The sequence below is a fragment of the Heliomarina baculiformis genome (genome assembly GCF_019966545.1).
Classification (GTDB): Bacteria; Pseudomonadota; Alphaproteobacteria; order Rhodobacterales; family Rhodobacteraceae; genus Heliomarina; species Heliomarina baculiformis.
The window spans coordinates 39580-58677 of record NZ_JAIMIC010000013.1; the positions used below are offsets into that span (position 1 = coordinate 39580).

Genomic DNA, 19098 nt, shown 5'->3' on the forward strand with positions numbered 1-19098 from the left:
CTAGATCTTTGCGCCGCGAAGGCGCAGCGAATTGAGCACCACCGAGATCGACGAGGCGCTCATGGCGAAGGCGGCAAACATCGGGCTGATGAGGATGCCGAAGAACGGAAACAGCACCCCCGCCGCGACAGGCACGCCAGAGGCGTTGTAGATCAGCGCGAAGAACAGGTTCTGCCGGATATTACGCATGGTGGCCCGTGCGAGCCGCCGTGCGCGCACGATACCGTCGAGGTTGCCCTTGACCAGTGTGATGCCCGCGCTTTCGATGGCCACATCGGCCCCGGTGCCCATGGCAATGCCGACATCGGCCTGTGCCAAGGCCGGTGCGTCATTGACGCCATCGCCGGCCATCGCGACCTTGCGGCCCTGCTGCTGCAATTCCTTGATGATCCGTGCCTTGTCCTCCGGCAGCACATCGGCCCGGATCTCGTCTATGCCCAGACGCGCGCCGATGGCCTTGGCCGTGCGTTCGTTGTCTCCGGTCGCCATGATAACGCGGAACCCCAATTCATGCAGATCCTTGATGGCGGCGGGTGTGGTTTCCTTCACCGGGTCAGCGACCCCGACAAGACCGGCGATCTTGCCATCCAGCACCACGAACATTACTGTCTCGCCCTCGTCGCGACGGGCATTTGCCTTGGCGGTCAGGTCGCCCGCCTCAAGGCCAAGGTCCCGGATCATCGCCAGATTGCCGAGCGCGACCGCTTTGCCGTCGACGACCCCCTTGACGCCCTTGCCGGTGACCGCCTCGAAATCGTCGGCATTAGCCATCTTCACATCGCGCTCTTCCGCGCCGCGCACGATGGCCTCGGCAAGCGGGTGTTCCGATCCGCGCTCCAGCGATGCGGCGAGACGCAGGACCTCGGCCTCGTCGTGACCGGGTTGCGGCAGGACGGCGACAAGCTGCGGCTTGCCCATCGTCAACGTGCCGGTCTTGTCGACGATCAGGGTATCGACCTTCTCGAACCGCTCCAGCGCCTCGGCGTTCTTGATAAGTACCCCGGCCTGGGCCCCCCGCCCCGTCGCCGTCATGATCGACATCGGCGTGGCGAGGCCGAGCGCACAGGGACAGGCGATGATCAACACGGCGACAGCCGAGATCAATGCGTAGGACAGCGCAGGCGCGGGCCCCCAGATCGCCCATGCGATGAAGGACAGGAGCGCGATACCGATCACGGCCGGAACGAAATATCCCGCCACTTTGTCGGCATACTTCTGGATCGGTGCGCGCGACCGTTGCGCGTTGGAGACCATCTCGACGATCTGCGCCAGCATCGTGTCGGATCCGACCCGCGTCGCCTCCATCACGAGGCTGCCGGTGCCGTTGATGGTGGCACCGGTCAACGGGTCGCCCTCGGTCTTCTCGACTGGCACGGGTTCTCCGGAGATCATGCTTTCGTCGACTGAGGACCGGCCTTCCAGAACCACGCCATCTACCGGCACCTTGTCTCCGGGACGCACGCGCAGCCGGTCGCCGACCTGCACATCCTCCAGCGGAATCTCCTCTTCGGATCCGTCGTCCCGGATGACCCGCGCGGTCTTTGCCGCCATGTCGAGAAGCGCGCGGATCGCCTTGCCAGTGCCTTCACGGGCGCGCAATTCCATCACCTGGCCAAGCAGCACAAGCGTCACGATCACCGCCGCCGCCTCGAAATAGACGCCGACATGACCTTCGGCGTCGCGAAATCCGTCCGGGAATATGCCGGGTGCCAGAACGGCGACGACGCTGAAGAGCCAGGCCGCGATTACCCCCATACCGATCAGGGAGAACATGTTGAGATTCATCGTCCGGAACGAATTCCAGCCCCGAACCAGAAACGGCCAGCCGCACCAAAGAACAACCGGGGTTCCGAGAACCAACTCGATCCAGAGGGTTGCGCGCTCGCCGAAAATCTCTCGCACTTCCGGGAAGCCGAGATAGGGACCCATGGTGAGGATCAGAAGCGGAATGGTCAGTACCGTGCCAACCCAGAAACGCCGGGTGAAATCCACCAGTTCGGGGTTCGGGCCGTCGTCCATCGGGACCCCGGACTCAAGCTCCAGCCCCATTCCGCAGATCGGGCAGGAGCCGTGCTCGACCTGGCGAACCTGCGGGTGCATCGGACAGGTGTAGACGGCGCCGTCATAGCCCTCCGGGACGGTATCGTATCTGCCGTCCGCCGGGGCGGCACCAGCGTTATGGTCATGACCGTGGTGATCATGCCCGGCATGGCTGTCGAGCTCCGCCTCGGGCACAAGATGCATCCCGCATTTCGGGCAATCGCCCGGACCGTTCTGCCGTACCTCAGGGTGCATCGGGCAGGCGTAAATGTTGGATTCGGTTTCATGTGAAGCATGGCTTACTTGGTCGTTCATTCGGTTGTCCTCTCGGCGGGATTCGGGTCCAGCCTAATTGTTCCGGCAACTGGAAGGTCAAGGGCTGTCACCACAGAAAGGATCGCTTCGGCCAATAAACCGGCAATTCCGATCGCATTCGTTGGATGGGGTATGGTGTCGGTGGTGATGATCCTTGCCGCACCAGCCGACAGAATGGCGTCCTGAGCGCCGTGCGCAAAGACCGCATGGATAGCCAGGCAGACAGGCGCGGCGGTTCCGGCCGCAAGCAACCTTTCGACGGCACGAGCCATCGTGGACCCCGAAGACGCGATGTCGTCGAGGATCATCGGTGTGCCTTCGCGCAGCGCCGCGCTTTCGGGCACACTGACATCGACACTGCGGTCACCGGATCTCACCTTGCGCAAGACCTCATAGGGCCGTCCGGCCAGCCGGGCCACCTCAGCCACCCATTGTTGGCTTTCGCTGTCAGGGCCCAGAAGAACGGCGTCTGACAGGTTCGTGCTGATCCAGGTCGCAAGCAGCGGGGCGGATACGGCGCGAATGGCAGGCATCGGGAAGACATTTTGCAGCCGCGCGATGCGGTGCAGATGCGGATCCACGGTCACCAGCCAGTCGAAACTTTCCCCCAGGAATTGCGCGAACAGCGGTGCGCTTACCGCCTGCCCGCGCTCGAAGCGATGGTCCTGCCGCATGTAGCCAAGATAAGGCGCGATCAATCCGACGCGACGCGCGCCCATCTCGCGCGCCGTCGCCGCGGCGAAGCGCAAGGGCAGGGCAAGGCGATCGGGATCGCGCAAAGTCGCCAGAAATGCCACATCGGCCCCGTCCAGATCGCCGGGCAGCGAAATCAGGCTTTCGCCATCTGGGAAGTGGTGCCAGTCGAGAGCGAGCAGGTCCGCCCCAAGCGCGGGTGCCAGGTCTTCGGCAAGCGGCCTCATCTCGGGAAACGCGACAAGGATCATGACACTGCCTCGGACAGCGTCAGCACCCCGGTCTGGGACTCCGCGTAAGCCAGGGCATAGGCCAGTTCGCCTGGTGTCTCGGCATGAAGCTCATAAAGCGGCTGGCCCTTGTCCACCCAATCCCCGATCCGCACCAGAAGGCGGATGCCGGCGCTCTTCTGACGCGGGGCCCCGGCCAGCTTGGCGATGCGTGCGATGCGTCGGTTGTCGATGGCGGTCAACTGGCCCGCATGAGGGGCGCGTATTTCGATCTGCTGCGCTGCGGTTCCGGGTTTGCGGAAACCGCCCTGTGCCGCGCAAATTGCCATGAACTTTGCCTCCGCTGCACCACTATCGAGAAGCGCCTGCGCGCGGTCCCGCCCCCGCCCAGCAACGGCGTGCGGTGCGAGGTCCAGAAGATGTCCGGCCAGATCCAGCGCCCGCGCACGCAGGTCGCCAGGTGCATCCGGCGCGCGCCGCAAAACCGCGAGCACGTCGTGCGCCTCCAGCGCCGGGCCCATGCCACGTCCCACCGGGGCCACGCCATCGCTGATATGTAGCGCCAGGTTCAGACCCAACGCCTTGCCCACCGAAGACAGCCGTATCCCGAGTGCCTCCGCCGCTCCGGCAGACCGCACCTTGGCCGTTGGTCCGACCGGCATGTCGATCAGAACATGGGTGGCACCGGCGGCCGCCTTTTTCGACAGTACGCTCGCTACGAGTTGACCGGTGGAGTCGAAATCGAGGGGGCGTTCGACACGGATAAAATGATCGTCGGCAGGACTGAGGGCGAGCCCGCCACCCCAGACGAGGCAACCGCCCTCGGCTTCGACCACCCGGCGCAGCGCGGCGGCGTCAAGCGCGACGGGCGCCATCACCTCCATGGTGTCGGCGGTTCCGGCAGGCGATGTGATCGCACGGCTCGACGTCTTGGGGATCAGATGCCCCGCCGCCGCGACGATCGCGACGACGATGGGTGTCGTCCGGTTGCCCGGCAATCCGCCGACGCAATGCTTATCGAGGACAGTGTGCTGCCCCCAGTCGAGCGTCTGCCCTGCTTCCTTCATGGCGCGGGTCAGCGCCACGGTTTCGGCCTCGTTCAGCCTGTCGCCGGCGCAGGCGGTCACGAAGGCGGCAAGGTCGAGATCCGATAACCGGCTGTCGAGCGTGTCGCGCACGATCGTCGCGAACCCGGCCCGGTCCAGCCTCTCGCCATAGGCTTTCGCCCGGATCATAGACGCCGAAGCGGGCGGTTCAGGGTGCGAGAAAGCGGCTTCGTCTCCAATCTCAGCGCCAAGCGCGGCCCAGGCGGAAACGGACAATGCCGCCTGGTCCACGGCAAGCCATGCTCCGCGGCGGACGACATTCAGGGTCGCGATGATCCAGCGGTCCTTCAGGTCGATTCGTATGCGTGTCTGGGCAGCAAACCCCTCGGAACGGCAGACGTGACAGTCTTCATGCATGTAGACGACCGGCTGCCGGTAGGTGTCGATGCGGGAAGAGACCAGGGCAAGCGTTTCGGTCATCGCGGCCTGTCCAGGTAGACGGATTCGAGATGTTCGGGCACGCGCACGGATCGCCCTAGCTCGTGTTCGACGCGGAATCGCAGGGTGTCGGCGGTGACAGGTTCCCCATGGGTGAGATAGGTCATCTCGGGGGCGGGACCGGCGGACATCCAGCGCAGGATCTCATCGGCATCGGCATGTCCGGAAAAGGACTGGAGCTGAACCACTTCGGCCTCGATCGGGAACTCCCGTCCGAACATGCGCAATGTCCGCGCGCCCCCGGCCAGCGCCGCGCCACGCGTGCCGCCGGCCTGGAAACCGGAGAGCAAGATCGCGTTCCGCCGATCGCCGCCGAAGCTGGCCAGATGGTGCAGGATACGCCCGCCGGTCAGCATTCCGCTGGCGGAGACGATGATCATCGGGCCCTGGCGCGTGTTCAGCTCCTTGGATTGCTCGACCGTGTTTACCCTCTTGGCGATCTCGAACATCGCAATGCAGTCTTCGCGGCTGACGTGGTGCTCGGCGTGATGACGGTGATAGATCTCGGTCGCATTCACCGCCATCGGGCTGTTGAGGAACACCGGGACATAGGGAATATCGCCGCGCTCCATCAATCGCGCAATGTGCAGCATCAGCCCCTGCGCCCGTCCGACGGCAAAGGACGGGATCAGCACCGTGCCGCCGCGGGCAAAGGTGCGTTTGAGGATCGGGGCCAGTTCGGCTTCTGGGTCCACGTCGGGATGGGACCGGTTGCCATAGGTGGACTCGCAGACCAGAACATCTGCTCCGCCGAATGGCTGGGGCGGTCGCATCAGCGGATCGGGATCATGGCCCAGATCGCCGCTGAAATGGACAACCCTGCCGCCGACCTCAAGCCGGATCTGCGCCGCCCCGAGCAGATGCCCCGCCGGAATGAAACGGGCCGCGATGCCGTCGCCTAAATCTATTCGCCGGTCGAACGGTTGAAGATCAAAGCGGTCCAGCGCGGCCTTTGCATCCTTGAGCGTATAGAGCGGTTTTGGCTTCTTGTGTTTGGAATATCCCCTCCGCGCGGCAAAGCGCGCCTCTTCTTCCTGGATATGGCCGCTGTCGGGCAGAATAAGCCCGCACAGATCTGCCGTTGCTTCTGTGCAAAGAACCCGCCCGCGAAACCCCGCCCGGATCAGTGTCGGCAGATATCCCGAATGGTCCAGATGAGCATGGGTGAGCAGCACAGTGTCGATGGTGTTGACACGCACAGGGAAAGGTTTGCGATTGCGCGCCCGCAACTGCTTGAAGCCCTGGAACAGCCCGCAATCGACCAGAATGCGCCGCCCCAGGGCCTCGACCAGATAGCGCGATCCCGTCACCGTCCCGGCGGCGCCAAGAAAGCGCAGTTTCGGACGTGCGGTCGGGATCATGTCGCTGTTCCCCTTGCCGCGATGGCGTTGTAAAGGCCGCCGAAGATCAGCGCGGCGTACCAACCGTAGAGAAAGCTCTCGACCAGCCCGATGATGAAGCCCACCGGGGTCAGCCAGACGAAACCGGGCAGCAGACCGGACCAGGTTTCATACATTGCATAGGCGGGAAAGATCAGATCGAATGCGATGCACACAAAGTAGGTCAGCGCCAGGAACAGGCTCAGCGCCCAACCAAGCGGCACAACCGGCAGACGCACGCGCCCTGCCCCGGCAGGCCCGCCCATGACGCAGGCCCCGCACGTCATGCGCAGGGCCAGGAAAAGGATCACCGCGACTGCGGTGAAATAGAAAATGGGCATCATGGCTTTCTCCCTTCTTGTCGTGGATTCGGACGGAGCGCGAACACATCCGCTGGACGGCGCCGGTTCAGGATGGGCGCACCAAGCGCCAGACGCCCATCCTGCGGTGGCTTTGCCTCGGCCCTAGCCGCAGCAGCAGCCGGATTTGGCCGGTTTTGCCTTTGCGGGTTCCGCGACCTGCGGTTCGACATTTGCTTTCGGCTGCGCATCGGTCTTGCCACCGCAACATCCGCCCTGTTTTTGCTGTGCTGTGTCTTGCGTCTGAGAAGTTGATCGGTCGTCCATCTGGACCTCCTTTTGTTTGGTTTCGTTCTATAGACGCGCCCCGACCGGAAGCATTACAGAAATTGGCAACCTGTCGGTCTTCGTTAGTACAGGAGCAAGTGTATCGCTCTGCCGTAGGAAGGCGTCGATATTGCAGACAGAGTTACTGCATCCCGGCAGGCTGTCGGCTGACCGGTGCTATAGGTTACAGCAGCCGCCGCGCGGCCCATCCGATCACCTCGAAACCTCGCGCGCGCCAGCTGCGGGAATGCCAAGCCCGAAGAGGGACTTCGCGGGCATCCGAAAGATCTTGCAGATATTGCGCCTGCAACTGCCCTGCCAGGACGCGGTCATGTGCGACCAGAACCAGCTCCTGATTGACGAACAGGCTTCGGTAGTCGAGGTTAGCTGACCCGATGATCGACCAGCCTGTATCGACGACCGACGTCTTGGCATGCAATGGACGGGGCAGATACTCGTAGACCCTCACGCCCGCCGAGAGAAGCTGCGCATATGCCGCCCGCGTCGCCCAGCCAGCGACCATAGGATCGCTCGTGCGAGGCACCAGCAGACGGACGTCCACGCGGCGACGCGCGGCATCCTGAAGCGCCCGGTCGACCACGGTGCCCGGACCGAAATAGGGCGACGTCAGATAAACGCAGGTCTGTGCCATCCCGATCAGTCCCGCGTGCAGACAGGCAAGCCTCTTTTGACACTTGCGCGAATAGCTCGGTACCAGCAGTCCTTCGATTGCGTCGGCCTCTTCGGGAATGGCGTTTGATGGAAGCGGGCGGGCGTCCTGCCAGGCCGGGTTTATCTGCGCAATGTGAGTCAGATCCCGTAAGCCCAGACCGGCAGTCGTCCCATATGGACCTCAACCATCCTGACACCGGGCACGTTTTCGACGGCAACCCGGATCGCATTCTCCTCGAAATCGCTGTCGGCGACACCCCAGACGGCGACATTCCCCTTGTCCACCGTGTAGTTGATGAGGTTGACCGCTGCACCGGGCACTTCTTTCAGAGCCTCTTCAATCTTCGCACGCAGCACGCGGTCGTCCTCCGACGGCTCCGGCAGCGCCCCATCCTGAAGCGCCGACAAGGCGTGGAGCAGGTTCGCACGGCTGACGATGCCGACCACTTTGTCGGATCTCACCACCGGCACGCGCTTGATCCGGTGCTTTTCCAGAAGACGCGCGATTTCCGCGACATTCGTATCCTCTTCTACCGAAACTACATCCCTTGTCATCACGTCTTCGACCCGGTGGCTTTTGAGCTTCACGAAATCCTGTGCGGATTCGCTTGCCCCGCCAAGCACCTCGAGCCACCATGACCGGCGTGGTCCGTCTGTTTCGCGGACACGCCGCATGAGGTCGCCTTCGCTGACAAGTCCCTTGAGGTCGCCCTCGGCGTCAACGACGGGCAGCGCGCTGATATTGTGGTCGAGCATCAAGCGTACCGCGTCCTCGATTTGTCCCTCCAGCGGGACCGAGATCACCGATGTTGTCATGATATCCTTGGCGAGCATGTCATAGTCTCCTTCTTGAGTTTTGGCTTGTTCAGCACGTCAGGTGCCGATAACGAGTTGCAGGTCGTCGCCCAAATCGTAAGGTGGGATGTCGAGGTTGCGTGGGGCCGGTCCCTTCCGGATCCGGCCCGAGGTGTCGTAATGCGATCCGTGGCACGGGCAGAACCAACCGCCGAATTCGCCGACCGCCGACCCATCCTGGCCCAAGGGGATACAGCCGAGATGGGTACAGACACCGATAACGACCAGCCATTCGCCATCCTCGCCCGCCGCGCGGTTCTCATCCAGCGCTGGCTCCTCGCCACTTGTGTTCGGATTCTCGCCCGCTTCGTCAACAGGATCGGGAAGCTGGTCGAGATCGACGGCCCGTGCAGCCTGGATCGCTGCCTCAGACCTGCGCCAGACAAAGACCGGGTGGCCCTGCCACTTCACGGTAATACGTTGGCCCGGTTCGACGCCGGAAAGATCAACCCTGACCGTGCCGGACGCGGTCACGTCGGCCGAGGGGTTCATCGAATTGATCAACGGCCAGACCGCCGCGCCTGCGGCAATCGCGCCGGTTGAGGCCGTTGCATAATAAAGGAAATCGCGGCGCTCTGTTGCGGGCAATTGATTGGTTTCGTCAATGGTCTGGCGCATCATGATTCCTCCGATTTGACGTTCATTTTGGCTGCGGCGACAGGGCTTTCGACGTGAACACCCGCATCGACATGCAGCACCTCGCCCGTGATGCCGCCGGTATAGTCGCTGGCGAACAGCAGGGCGGCGCGGCCCACCTCGTCGGCCGTGACGTTGCGCCGCAATGGGGCAACTCGCGCGGTCGCGTCCAGAAGACCCGCAAAGCCGGTCAACCCGGACGCCGCGCGGGTCATCACGGGTCCCGCCGAAATGGCGTTGACGCGGATGTTCGACGGCCCGAGTTCGTGAGCCAGATAGCGCACGGTGGCCTCAAGCGCCGCCTTGACCGGCCCCATCACGTTGTAATTCTCCACCACACGTTCGCCACCCAGATAGCTCAGAGTGATCAGGCTGCCGCCGCTTTTCATCAGGGGCTCGGCAAGATGCGCCATGCGGATCAGCGAATGGACGGACACATGCATCGCTTGGGAAAACCCTGCAGCCGAACAGTCAGTCAGGCGGCCATGAAGGTCGCCGGGCGGCACGCTGCCCACGGCATGAAGGATGAAATCCAATTTTCCCCAGCGGTCCGTGATGGCGTCGAAGACAGCGTCGAGTTCGTGCGGCGCATTCACGTCACAGGGCAGCAGGATCGGCGCTTCGAGACGTGCAGCTAATGGCACCACATGAGGTTTGGTGCGCTCATCGACATAGGTGATGGCGAGCTCGGCACCCGCTTGACGGAAATGCAGGGCAGCAGGCCACGCCAGACTGCGATCATTGGCGATGCCGACAACCAGACCCTTCCGGCCGGACAGATCAAGCAGTTCCGCAGGATCGCAGCATGCGTCGAATTCAGGCATCCTCCGACACTGCCTCGGTATCGGCGGAAGCTTCGGACTTCTTGTCGTGCGCACCATGACGCTTGGCCGACTTGCCATGTTTGTGTCCGCCATGTCCGTGCCCGAAAAGGTGCATTGCGGCCATTCCGCCGAAGACGAGAACCAAAACCCAGTTTTCAAAAAGCCATTCCATAATTGTTCATTCCTTTTTTTGATGAGGCCGACGGTTTTTCCGCCTGTGTGGTTGCTGCGGCGAACGGGAAATTGCCGAACATCGCGCCAAAGACATGGGTGATCCAGGCATCGCGTCCCTTGCGCCATGCGCCTATACCCTCGCCGGTGCGCGCCGACAGCGCACGCTCGGCCACGATCGCGGGGTGGTCGTCCGGCAATGGTGAGCGCGTCTCGCGCAGCGTTTCGGCGGTGGACTTGATCAGGGCCATCCACGGGTTCACCTGTTCGGAGAACATCGTTCTGGTCCAGCGCATGGGGTGCAGCGCACGGAGCGCCTCAGCGCTGGCCGGGGTCGTCGCGGCGCGGATCCAAGGACTGACGAAAGTCGAATAGACCGCCTCGTTGATCCGCGATATCTGCGCCACTTGTTTCAAGGCCGCATCGTCCGATGCAATGCCCAGATCATCGACCTCGCGCGGTTCGAATCGCACCTCAAAATCGCCGGTCTCGCAGTCCGGGTCACCCGACGGGTTGTCGATCACCATCTCGTAGAGACCCGGGGAAAGGGCCTCGACATCGTCCAGGCTTTCCAGAATCGCACGATGCTGGAGCCGCGCGACGGAGCCGGAGACGAAGATGCCCAGATGCCCGACACGCGGATGCGTCATATAGACGATGCGCTGCCCGGCTGCCTTGAGCGCATCGGTATCGGGATAAAGCTTGCCAATCCACCCCATTGCCTGTTCGGGCGGCGTGATGTTGTCACCGTCCGAGGCGAAGATGATCAGCGGATTGCTGATGCGCTTAAGATCGACGGTGCAATGCGCATCCAGCTGCATCTCGCCCTGTTCCAGCCGGTTGCCGATGAACAGGTTCTGCGTGATGCCGAGGATTTCCTCGCGGCTGAGCGTGTAGTAGCCATTCCACCAGCGTTCGAACTCAAGGAACCGCTCGCGTTCGGTGTCGGCATGGGCAAAGAGGTTCGCGTATTTGTCCCAGATCGCCTTTTCGGGTTGCAAGGTCTCAAAATTCTGTGCCAGCCAGGCACCGTCGAACCGCCCGTCCCCCAGATCGGAGATCATATGGGCGGCCCATGCCCCGCCCGACAGTGCGCCCATCATCCGCATCGGGCTGCTTGCCGCCTCGCCCGACCAGTAGCTGAGCGGCGAGCCGTTCAGTACAATCGGACCGGTCAGACCGTCGCAATCCGCCGCCAGCAGCGTGGCCGCCCAACCGGCCTGGCAATTGCCGTAGAGCACGGGGCCTGTGTCCGGGTGACGGCGAGCGACCTCGGAGACGAAGTCGCGCAAGGCATAATGCACATCCGACAGCGTCTGACCTGGCATGGGCTCGGGGTAGAAGATCACGAAATAGACCGGATGGCCCTCGTGCATCGCCATGCCGACCTCGCTGTCGCGCTTGAAGCCGCCGATACCGGGCCCGTGCCCGGCGCGCGGATCAATGACGATCACGGGCGGCTTGGCCTCGTCCACGCAATCGTCCCAGCAATCGTCGCCGACCCGCGTGATCCTGAGCAGCGCGTAGTTGGCCGACCGCTCAAAGGTGCGTGCGTCCAGCAGCAGTTCGTAATCGAAATCCAGAAGCGGCGGCATGCCCTGCCGCTCATGCGCGATCATATTGTCGGCGCGTTCACGCAGCGTGTCGAGAAGCAGCACCCAGCGTTCAAAGGCGTCTTGGACGTAAGGCACGTTACTAGCGGTCGTTGCGTTACCGGAAACGGGTGCAAGAAATTGTTCCGGGGTCACTGTCGCAAGGCGCAGGCTCTTATTCATCATCAGCTTCCTCTTGATTGGTAGTGTCTATGGAGGGTCGTCCAGCGAGCATCACACGCACGAAATCCTTCGCCACATCCTCGCGCAGACCGGAAAGGAGATAGGTCGCATCGCGAGACGCAATACCCAGCGCGCGTGCCGCAAGCGTCGGGGGTTGTTTCATCACTTCCACACGGTTGAACAACGCGCGTGCCATCGGGGCATCTGCGTACGCGGAAGTCTCGGCACATGCGCAGGTCATCCGGGATAAAAAGACGCGAAGATCGTCATCGGATGATGGTTGACGGGGTACTCCCGAGTTCCAATCCGACGTGATACGTGGCATGTTCAATTTCTCCTGCGGTTGTGCCTTCGGGCACACTCACAGAAGAAGACGCTGGATCATGGAAATCGTTACAGACCCGACTTCGCTGCGATCAGGATAGTTGTCCCTCTTCTTCGCAATCAGTCTCGTGTTTGTCGTTCTCGCAGCCCTCTTGCGGTTAAGCCGCAGATCGGCTGCCACGCTTTCGCGATCTTCTTCGCCGAAATCGATGCGCCGGATCAGTTCGGCATCCGCCGGGCGCAGTTCGGAAATCAACCCGCCATGGCAGGTGCACAGCCGCGCCATCTGTGAGGGCGCATCGGCAATCCATTCCTCTGGTTCGCGCGCCGCCGCCGCCGCCAGCCGGCTACGCCGGGTCCCTTTGCGGTAGTGATCGTTCAAAGTGGACCGCAGGATTGTGTAGAGCCACGCATCCATTCGTTCGACCTCTCGGAGCTGATCCTTGCGTGACAGCACGCGGATGCAGAAGTCTTGCAGGACATCCTCTGCATCTGCGCGGTTGCCAAGCCGTTTGACCAGAAATCCCATAAACGCTCCGCGCCCGTCCAACAGGGCGCGTTCCGGCGAAGCGTCGGGCACATCGGGCTTGCCACTGTCTTGCGATGCCATGATGTCTCTGCCCTTTCCAAGAGGTTTGCGAAGGTGCGATCAGCGCTGATTCGAGCATTGTCTCTCTAACGTACAATGCGCGCAGTCATTCTAAGAACAATTTGCCCCTCCGCGCGTCACTCTGAATAAGCAACACACATTCGTATCGAAGCAAACAGGCTTTCGACGAAGACAATAGCCAAAACGACCGTTTGAAAACAGGTTAACAGGTTGTTCTGTATTATCGACCTTGAGACCGCCGTGCTCCCTTAAGATTGACGAACACGATCCCCAAAATGACCAGCGCAATACCGGAAAATTGAATCCCGGACAGGCGTTCCCCGAAAAACAAGGCACCAATTGAAAGACCGAAGATTGGAACAAGAAAGCTGAACACAATCGCCCGGTTCAGCTCAACTGCCTCCAGCACGGAAAACCAGAGCCAATACACCAGCGCTGAGCCGAACAGGGCCAGCCCCAAAAGCGATGCCGTGAAGACCGCGTTCCATTGAATGGCGTTTTGATCTTCCAGCGCGAGGGCTGCGAACGCGAGCGGCGCGCTGCCGATGAGCAACTGTAACCCCATTGCAAAAAGCCCGTCCACTTTGCCGGCGATGGACTTGATGGCCACGTTGCTGATGGTCACCCCAACCGCGGCCAAAACGATATAGGCGAAACCGATGGCCGACCCCTCTTGCCCTCCATCAAGCAATTGCGGCAGCGCGATCACGAGGATTCCCATGAATCCGATCGAAAGGCCGACCCAACCGACCTTCGGCAGCCTTTCGCCAAGCCATACAACACCCAGTATTGCGGCCAGCAGCGGCTGCGCGTTTGCGATGACCGTGGCGAGGCCCGGAGACACGAATTCTGCTGCATGAAACATGCCCAGAAATCCCAAACTTGTCGCACCAATCCCGACGATCCCCAAGGTCAACCACGTGCGCCAACCGCGCGGGAATGGTCTGCGCAAAATCATGGCCAGACCCACCAAAGTTGCTCCGGCCAGAACTGCGCGCATTGTCGCAAAAGTCAGATGCGGCGAGTATTGCAGCCCTGCCGTGATCAACGGAAAGCACGCCGCCCACAGGAACATGGCCAAAACGATTTTGGTTATGACAGTCGGCGACATCGAGATTTCCTTTCCAACTCAGAAGTGGCAGGAATTGCAGAAATTTTCCGATGTGCCAACTCAGGGGCGAAGTAAGAAGACGCTGCGGCAGCCGAAACCTTACGCATTCCTGGGCATACGCCCGTTGGCCCGGGTTCCAAAAGACCGCGCCTGTGCATACCCAACAGCAAAACCACCAACAATCAGGTCACCCGAAGCACCCGAAAAAGTGTAACGTTCTCGATGGTTCGGCGTCTTACTTTTCAGAGGTGTATCATGAATCACGACCCGAATGATCGGTTATCCACAGCAGATCAGCCCAACACAGCCGCCAAGGATGCGGACATCGCTGTCCGTCGCTCGCTGGTGGAAGGTCGGCAGCATATCCTGAATTTCCTGCGTCGGCGACTGGGAGATCCGGAGGCAGCCGAGGATGTCCTGCAAACGTTCATGCTGCGCGCCATTGACCGCTCCGAGCAACTTCGCGATGTGCGCGCCGTTCGTGGCTGGCTCGGCCAGATTCTGGCGTCGTCCATCGCCGACTACGGTCGCAAGGTTTCGCGAAGGCGCCAGAGGGAGGTAGTCATGGCCCCAACCGACCTGGACAGCGTCCAAAACGGGTTCGACGAAGAACTCGACGAGGCGATATGCAATTGTCTGTACAAGCTGTTGCCGACGCTCAGACCGGAATATGCCGAAGTAATCTGGCGCGTCGATCTTCAGGAGCAGCCGCGCGATGCTGTCGCCAAAGACCTTGGCATCACCTTGAACAACATCACGGTCCGCCTTCACCGGGGTCGGCAGGCGTTGAAGACAAGGTTGGAACAGATGTGCCTGACCTGCCCGGTTCATGGCTTTCTCGATTGCGATTGCGACGCAGCGGAAAAGGCCCGCGCTCGTTTTCAAGCGATGAAGGACGACGCCGGAGCGAAAACGACGGACTGAGCCCCGATGTGCTGGCCCTCTCTCACCGGCGTGTCTGCAATTCACGGATCGCGTTCTATTGTCCGCCAGCGAGGACACGCCGATCCGTTTTCCAAGGGTTCCGCCTACGCACGCCTGTGCACCGCGGGCACCGTGTCGGCAGGCCGCTGCGCTGTAATGAACCTTGTCATCTTTCGTCTGTTTTATCAGAAAGCGGCGGTTGACGCCGCCTGCCGACAAAAAACAAGACGGAGCAAGCGATCATGTCCAATAGCGAAACCTCTCCCGACGAACGCTTTGAACAAGAAGGTAGCCGGATTGAAACCGGACGTCTCGCACCGGGACGGGCGGCCATGTGGTTGCTCGCCAAATCGCTGCGACGCCTCGTTCAAAACGGACGCCTCACCATCTACGATCCCTGCGGCCAGACGTGGCATTTCGGCCCCGGCGGCGAACCCGCCGTTTCCGTCCGTTTGACCGAAAAGGTGCTGCCTGTGCAACTTCTGGTGAACCCCAGCATTGCACTTGGCGAGGCTTATATGGACGGGACGCTGCGCATTGAAACTGGCAGCCTGCGCGACCTCCTCTCGATCTGCATGACCGACATAGATACTATCGACGCATTGCCTGGCAGACGATTGACCCGCTGGCTGGACGCATTCCTGAGCCGCAGGCTGCATCATAATCCGATCAGCCGGTCTCACGCGAACGTGGCGCATCACTACGACATCTCGACCGAACTCTACGACCTTTTTCTGGATGCGGATCGACAATATTCCTGCGCCTACTTCCCGATCGGGACCGAAACGTTGGACGAGGCCCAGGCCTTCAAGAAAAAGCACATCGCAGCAAAGCTCTTGATGCGACCCGGTCTGGAGGTTCTCGACATCGGCTCGGGCTGGGGCGGGCTGGCGATGGAGCTTGCCCAGCAACACGAGGCGCGCGTGACCGGGCTCAGCCTCTCGACCGAACAGATTGCCGCTGCCCGCGAACGTGCCCAGCAAACCGGCCTGTTTGATCAGGTGGCCTTTGAACGGCGCGATTACCGCGAAGAGCATGGGCTATACGATCGCGTCGTGTCCGTAGGTATGTTCGAGCATGTGGGCCGCAGCGGATTCGATGCGTTTTTTACCACCCTTCAGCGCGTTCTCAGGCCCGATGGCGTCGCACTTTTGCATGCGATCGGCAGGATGGCGCCCAAAGGCGGCAGCGATCCGTGGATCCGCAAATACGTCTTCCCCGGGGGCTATCTGCCCACGCTGTCCGAAACCATCGCGGCAGCAGAGCGTGCGGGAATGTGGGTCACGGATGTCGAGGTCCTGCGGTTGCATTATGCCGAGACTCTGCGCCACTGGTCCGAACGATTTGCCCAGGAACGCGAAACAGCGCGCATGCTTTACGACGAGCGGTTCTGCCGTATGTGGGAATTCTATCTGGCTGTCTGCGAAATGGCGTTCCGGAATGGGCGGTTGATGGTCTTCCAGATCCAGCTTGCCAAGCGCCGTGATGCGGTTCCGCTGACCCGTGACTATATCGCCAAGGTCAAGGCAGGCGAATCCGCCTGGGATATTTCGACCGGCACAGAATTCACGAGAGCGGGATGACTGACATGAGACCTATCAGAGTTGCCGTAAACGGATACGGCGTGATCGGCAAACGTGTGGCAGACGCAGTGGTCGCACAAGAGGACATGGACCTCGTTGGCGTGGCGGATGTCACCTCCGACTGGCGCGCCCGCATGGCGCGCGCGAAGGGTTTCGCGCTTTATGCCGCCGACCCGGATCGCACCCCGGCCATGCGAGAGGCCGGCCTTGACGTGGCCGGAGGGCTCGACGACCTGCTTGCTACCGCAGACATCGTGGTGGACAGCACGCCCAAGAAAGTGGCTGTGCGCAATGTGGAAACCTATCGCGAAAGAGGCATCCGGTTCATCGTTCATGGCGGCGAAAAACACGAGGTGACCGGCCATTCCTTTGTTGCCGAAGCAAACTATGCAAGCGCGATTGGGCGCGATCGCACCCGCGTGGTGTCCTGCAACACGACGTCGATCGTCCGCACCCTCACAGCGCTGAAAGTTGCAGGGCTTCTTGGCTCAGCGCGCGGAACGCTCCTGCGGCGCGCCACCGACCCGTGGGAAAGCCATCTGGGTGGAATCATGAACACGCTTGTGCCCGAACCCGATATTCCCAGCCATCAGGGCCCGGATGCACAAAGCGTCGATCCCGATCTCGACGTGATCACGATGGCCGTGAAGGTGCCGCAGACCCTTGCCCATCTGCATTATTGGTCGGTCAGGATGCCGCGCAAGGCGTCCAAAGACGAGGTACTCGAAGCGTTCCGCGCCTCCTCCCGCATCGCGTTGATCCGGATGGCGGACGGGCTGGGCGCACTTAACGCGGTCAAGGAGATGATGGCCGATTTCGGGCGTCCCAACGACAGCCTCTATGAGGTGGCTCTGTGGGAGGACATGCTCAAGGTCGAGGGCGACGAATTGTACTATGCCTACATGGTCGACAACCAAGCCATCGTGATCCCCGAAACCATCGACGCGATCCGCGCCCTGACGGAAGCCGAGCGAGACGGATCGGCGTCGATTGCGCGTACGAACGCGGCGCTTGGGGTCGGGACATTTACGGCGACCTGACAGCCCCCTAGCAACAGGTTCCAAACCCATAGGGCAGAGACCCGATCAGCCCGCCGACATGCCCCCGTCGATGGGATACTGCGCTCCCGTGATGAAGGCGGACTCGTCGGAGGCGAGGAACAGGACCAGATTGGCGATTTCTATGCTTTCACCATAGCGACCCAGCGGAATCGTGCCGGCAAGCTGTTGCTTCACTTCGTCGCCGTGGCCGGGATTGAACCCTTCCTCCAGCGACCGCATCATCCGCGTGTTGACCGGCGAGGGATGCACCGAGTTGACACGCACGTTGTGGCCTGCGACCTCTATCGCGGCGGCGCGCGTCAAACCGACAACGGCATGTTTCGACGTGATATAGGGCGCGACGTTCGGGCTGCCCTTGAGGCCCGCGATCGACGACATGTTGATCACGCTGCCCGATTGCTGCCCAGTCATCACGGGCAAGACATGCTGCAACCCAAGGAAAGCGCCGCGCACATTAACCGCCATCACGCGGTCAAAATCCTCGATCTTCTGATCGACCAGCGGCGCGACCATGCCTTCGACTTCGGCGTTGTTGAAGAACACGTCGATGCGCCCGAACTTCTCGACGGTCTGCGCGACGTATCTTTTGCAATCTTCGACCGATGAGACGTCGGCGGCGATTGTCAGCAGGTCGTCCGGATTGCCCAGATCCCCCGCAGCATCCGACAGGTCGTCAACGTGGAGGTCCACAAGCGCAACCTTGGCCCCCTCACTCAAGAAAAGCCGGGCGGTTTCCAGACCGATGCCTGCCGCTCCTCCAGTGATCAGGGTGACTTTTTCTGCCAGACGTTTCATCGAATATGCTCCTTGGGTTCAGTTGTTTACGATCATCGTGCCCGCCTTGCCATCTAGCAGGGCAAGCGCATCCTCCAGGCGACCCACGGAGGCGAAACGCGCACGATCGGATACGAAAGTCGCGGCGGCGGCCACCTTCGGCGCCATCGAGCCGTCGGGCAAGTCCAGACGCACTGCGTCCTCCGGCGACACCTGCCTAATAGCCGATTGCGTTTCGGTGCCGAAGTCGCGGAACACGGCCTCGACGTCAGTCAGCAGCAACAGCGCGTCGGCGTTCAGCTTGTGTGCCAGAAGCGCCGTCGCGTGATCCTTGTCGATCACCGCCTCGACCCCGATCAGCGAACCGTCGGCACGCCGGACGACCGGAATGCCACCGCCGCCTGCGCAGATCAGCGTCACGTCCTGCTCGAGCAGCAGTTCCAGCACTTTCAGGTCGGGAATGCCACTCGGCATCGGCGACGGCACCACGCGGCGCCAATGCGCGCCATCCGCAGCAATGCTCCACCCCCGCGCCTGCGCGAGCCGTTCGGCTTCCGCCTTGTCATAGACCGGGCCGATGAACTTGGTGGGTTTGGCGAAGGCCGGGTCTTTGGGATCGACCTCGATCTGGGTCAGCAGGGTCGCGACCGGGCGGTCATGGCCCAGGGCGTTTTCAAGCGCCTGCTCGATCATGTAACCGATCATGCCATCGGTTTCCGCCCCCAGCACATCCAGCGGGAACACTGCATCGGGTTTGTAGGCCGCACCCTGCAATGCAAGCAGGCCGATTTGCGGCCCGTTGCCGTGGGTGACGACCAGCCGGTGTCCGGCCTTGATGATCTGCGCCAGCGCGGTAGCCGCGGTGGCGACGTTCTCGCGCTGCGCCTTGGCGGTCAGCGGCTCGCCACGGCGCAACAATGCATTGCCCCCCAATGCGGCGACAACCAGCAC

At 61.9% G+C, this 19098-nt stretch carries 19 protein-coding genes; 3 read left to right on the plus strand and 16 right to left on the minus strand.

Features of this window, described 5'->3' with window-relative positions; all coding sequences use genetic code 11:
• The 14 genes from MF268_RS21940 to MF268_RS22005 form a co-directional block, all read right to left on the minus strand.
• Window positions 1–2355, minus strand: a complete 2355-nt coding sequence (locus tag MF268_RS21940) for a copper-transporting P-type ATPase (protein ID WP_238372970.1) — start codon at window positions 2353–2355, stop codon at window positions 1–3.
• Entirely contained in the window at window positions 2352–3299 is a 948-nt protein-coding gene (locus MF268_RS21945; protein ID WP_238372971.1) for a ribose-phosphate diphosphokinase, read from the minus strand. The genes MF268_RS21940 and MF268_RS21945 overlap by 4 nt, the downstream gene beginning before the upstream one ends.
• Window positions 3296–4804 (minus strand): thymidine phosphorylase family protein, encoded by a 1509-nt coding sequence (locus tag MF268_RS21950; protein WP_008282885.1) that lies wholly within the window; start codon window positions 4802–4804, stop codon window positions 3296–3298. Before MF268_RS21950 ends, MF268_RS21945 begins: the two co-directional genes overlap by 4 nt.
• Window positions 4801–6183 (minus strand): MBL fold metallo-hydrolase RNA specificity domain-containing protein, encoded by a 1383-nt coding sequence (locus MF268_RS21955; protein WP_008282886.1) that lies wholly within the window; start codon window positions 6181–6183, stop codon window positions 4801–4803. The genes MF268_RS21950 and MF268_RS21955 overlap by 4 nt, the downstream gene beginning before the upstream one ends.
• Complete coding sequence (locus tag MF268_RS21960; RefSeq protein ID WP_238372972.1) at window positions 6180–6545, minus strand: DUF5676 family membrane protein; 366 nt, start codon at window positions 6543–6545, stop codon at window positions 6180–6182. Before MF268_RS21960 ends, MF268_RS21955 begins: the two co-directional genes overlap by 4 nt.
• A gap of 466 nt (window positions 6546–7011) precedes the next feature.
• On the minus strand, window positions 7012–7479 hold the full coding sequence (locus tag MF268_RS21965; protein WP_008282888.1) for a phospholipase D-like domain-containing protein: 468 nt from the start codon (window positions 7477–7479) through the stop codon (window positions 7012–7014).
• A 158-nt stretch (window positions 7480–7637) separates the two neighbouring features.
• Window positions 7638–8333, minus strand: a complete 696-nt coding sequence (locus MF268_RS21970; protein ID WP_238372973.1) for a CBS domain-containing protein — start codon at window positions 8331–8333, stop codon at window positions 7638–7640.
• A 39-nt stretch (window positions 8334–8372) separates the two neighbouring features.
• Entirely contained in the window at window positions 8373–8975 is a 603-nt protein-coding gene (gene petA, locus MF268_RS21975; protein ID WP_088635791.1) for a ubiquinol-cytochrome c reductase iron-sulfur subunit, read from the minus strand.
• Entirely contained in the window at window positions 8972–9814 is an 843-nt protein-coding gene (gene fabI, locus MF268_RS21980) for an enoyl-ACP reductase FabI (protein WP_008282891.1), read from the minus strand. Before fabI ends, petA begins: the two co-directional genes overlap by 4 nt.
• Entirely contained in the window at window positions 9807–9986 is a 180-nt protein-coding gene (locus MF268_RS21985; protein WP_008282892.1) for a hypothetical protein, read from the minus strand. The genes fabI and MF268_RS21985 overlap by 8 nt, the downstream gene beginning before the upstream one ends.
• Window positions 9970–11763, minus strand: a complete 1794-nt coding sequence (locus tag MF268_RS21990; RefSeq protein ID WP_233145761.1) for a DUF3141 domain-containing protein — start codon at window positions 11761–11763, stop codon at window positions 9970–9972. Before MF268_RS21990 ends, MF268_RS21985 begins: the two co-directional genes overlap by 17 nt.
• Window positions 11753–12085: a hypothetical protein gene (locus MF268_RS21995; RefSeq protein ID WP_180287451.1), complete on the minus strand. Its 333-nt coding sequence runs from the start codon at window positions 12083–12085 to the stop codon at window positions 11753–11755. The genes MF268_RS21990 and MF268_RS21995 overlap by 11 nt, the downstream gene beginning before the upstream one ends.
• Before the next feature lie 36 nt (window positions 12086–12121).
• Complete coding sequence (locus MF268_RS22000; protein WP_233145760.1) at window positions 12122–12694, minus strand: sigma factor; 573 nt, start codon at window positions 12692–12694, stop codon at window positions 12122–12124.
• Window positions 12695–12914: 220 nt separating this feature from the next.
• The gene (locus MF268_RS22005) at window positions 12915–13805 is read right to left on the minus strand and encodes a DMT family transporter (RefSeq protein ID WP_088635788.1); all 891 of its coding nucleotides are present in this window, start codon (window positions 13803–13805) and stop codon (window positions 12915–12917) included.
• Window positions 13806–14060: 255 nt separating this feature from the next.
• Here MF268_RS22005 and MF268_RS22010 point away from each other — a divergent pair, with 255 nt between their 5' ends.
• The 3 genes from MF268_RS22010 to MF268_RS22020 all read left to right on the plus strand — a co-directional run bounded on the left by MF268_RS22010 (window position 14061) and on the right by MF268_RS22020 (window position 17352).
• Complete coding sequence (locus MF268_RS22010; RefSeq protein WP_008282897.1) at window positions 14061–14729, plus strand: RNA polymerase sigma factor; 669 nt, start codon at window positions 14061–14063, stop codon at window positions 14727–14729.
• 242 nt (window positions 14730–14971) lie between these two features.
• Window positions 14972–16312 (plus strand): SAM-dependent methyltransferase, encoded by a 1341-nt coding sequence (locus MF268_RS22015; RefSeq protein WP_099911744.1) that lies wholly within the window; start codon window positions 14972–14974, stop codon window positions 16310–16312.
• A 5-nt stretch (window positions 16313–16317) separates the two neighbouring features.
• Window positions 16318–17352, plus strand: coding sequence for a type II glyceraldehyde-3-phosphate dehydrogenase (locus MF268_RS22020; RefSeq protein WP_198133620.1), 1035 nt, complete (start codon window positions 16318–16320; stop codon window positions 17350–17352).
• A gap of 45 nt (window positions 17353–17397) precedes the next feature.
• On the opposite strand, the gene MF268_RS22025 is transcribed toward MF268_RS22020, so the two are convergent.
• Window positions 17398–18168 (minus strand): SDR family NAD(P)-dependent oxidoreductase, encoded by a 771-nt coding sequence (locus MF268_RS22025; RefSeq protein WP_088635787.1) that lies wholly within the window; start codon window positions 18166–18168, stop codon window positions 17398–17400.
• Between the two features lie 18 nt (window positions 18169–18186).
• Window positions 18187–19098, minus strand: a complete 912-nt coding sequence (arcC, locus tag MF268_RS22030; RefSeq protein ID WP_088635786.1) for a carbamate kinase — start codon at window positions 19096–19098, stop codon at window positions 18187–18189.

Coding starts and splice junctions, on each gene's coding strand:
- MF268_RS21940 (WP_238372970.1), bottom strand. CDS start 2,355: ATGAACGACCAAGTAAGCCATGCTTCACATGAAACCGAATCCAACATT.
- MF268_RS21945 (WP_238372971.1), bottom strand. CDS start 3,299: ATGATCCTTGTCGCGTTTCCCGAGATGAGGCCGCTTGCCGAAGACCTG.
- MF268_RS21950 (WP_008282885.1), bottom strand. CDS start 4,804: ATGACCGAAACGCTTGCCCTGGTCTCTTCCCGCATCGACACCTACCGG.
- MF268_RS21955 (WP_008282886.1), bottom strand. CDS start 6,183: ATGATCCCGACCGCACGTCCGAAACTGCGCTTTCTTGGCGCCGCCGGG.
- MF268_RS21960 (WP_238372972.1), bottom strand. CDS start 6,545: ATGATGCCCATTTTCTATTTCACCGCAGTCGCGGTGATCCTTTTCCTG.
- MF268_RS21965 (WP_008282888.1), bottom strand. CDS start 7,479: ATGGCACAGACCTGCGTTTATCTGACGTCGCCCTATTTCGGTCCGGGC.
- MF268_RS21970 (WP_238372973.1), bottom strand. CDS start 8,333: ATGCTCGCCAAGGATATCATGACAACATCGGTGATCTCGGTCCCGCTG.
- petA (WP_088635791.1), bottom strand. CDS start 8,975: ATGATGCGCCAGACCATTGACGAAACCAATCAATTGCCCGCAACAGAG.
- fabI (WP_008282891.1), bottom strand. CDS start 9,814: ATGCCTGAATTCGACGCATGCTGCGATCCTGCGGAACTGCTTGATCTG.
- MF268_RS21985 (WP_008282892.1), bottom strand. CDS start 9,986: ATGGAATGGCTTTTTGAAAACTGGGTTTTGGTTCTCGTCTTCGGCGGA.
- MF268_RS21990 (WP_233145761.1), bottom strand. CDS start 11,763: ATGATGAATAAGAGCCTGCGCCTTGCGACAGTGACCCCGGAACAATTT.
- MF268_RS21995 (WP_180287451.1), bottom strand. CDS start 12,085: ATGCCACGTATCACGTCGGATTGGAACTCGGGAGTACCCCGTCAACCA.
- MF268_RS22000 (WP_233145760.1), bottom strand. CDS start 12,694: ATGGCATCGCAAGACAGTGGCAAGCCCGATGTGCCCGACGCTTCGCCG.
- MF268_RS22005 (WP_088635788.1), bottom strand. CDS start 13,805: ATGTCGCCGACTGTCATAACCAAAATCGTTTTGGCCATGTTCCTGTGG.
- MF268_RS22010 (WP_008282897.1), top strand. CDS start 14,061: ATGAATCACGACCCGAATGATCGGTTATCCACAGCAGATCAGCCCAAC.
- MF268_RS22015 (WP_099911744.1), top strand. CDS start 14,972: ATGTCCAATAGCGAAACCTCTCCCGACGAACGCTTTGAACAAGAAGGT.
- MF268_RS22020 (WP_198133620.1), top strand. CDS start 16,318: ATGAGACCTATCAGAGTTGCCGTAAACGGATACGGCGTGATCGGCAAA.
- MF268_RS22025 (WP_088635787.1), bottom strand. CDS start 18,168: ATGAAACGTCTGGCAGAAAAAGTCACCCTGATCACTGGAGGAGCGGCA.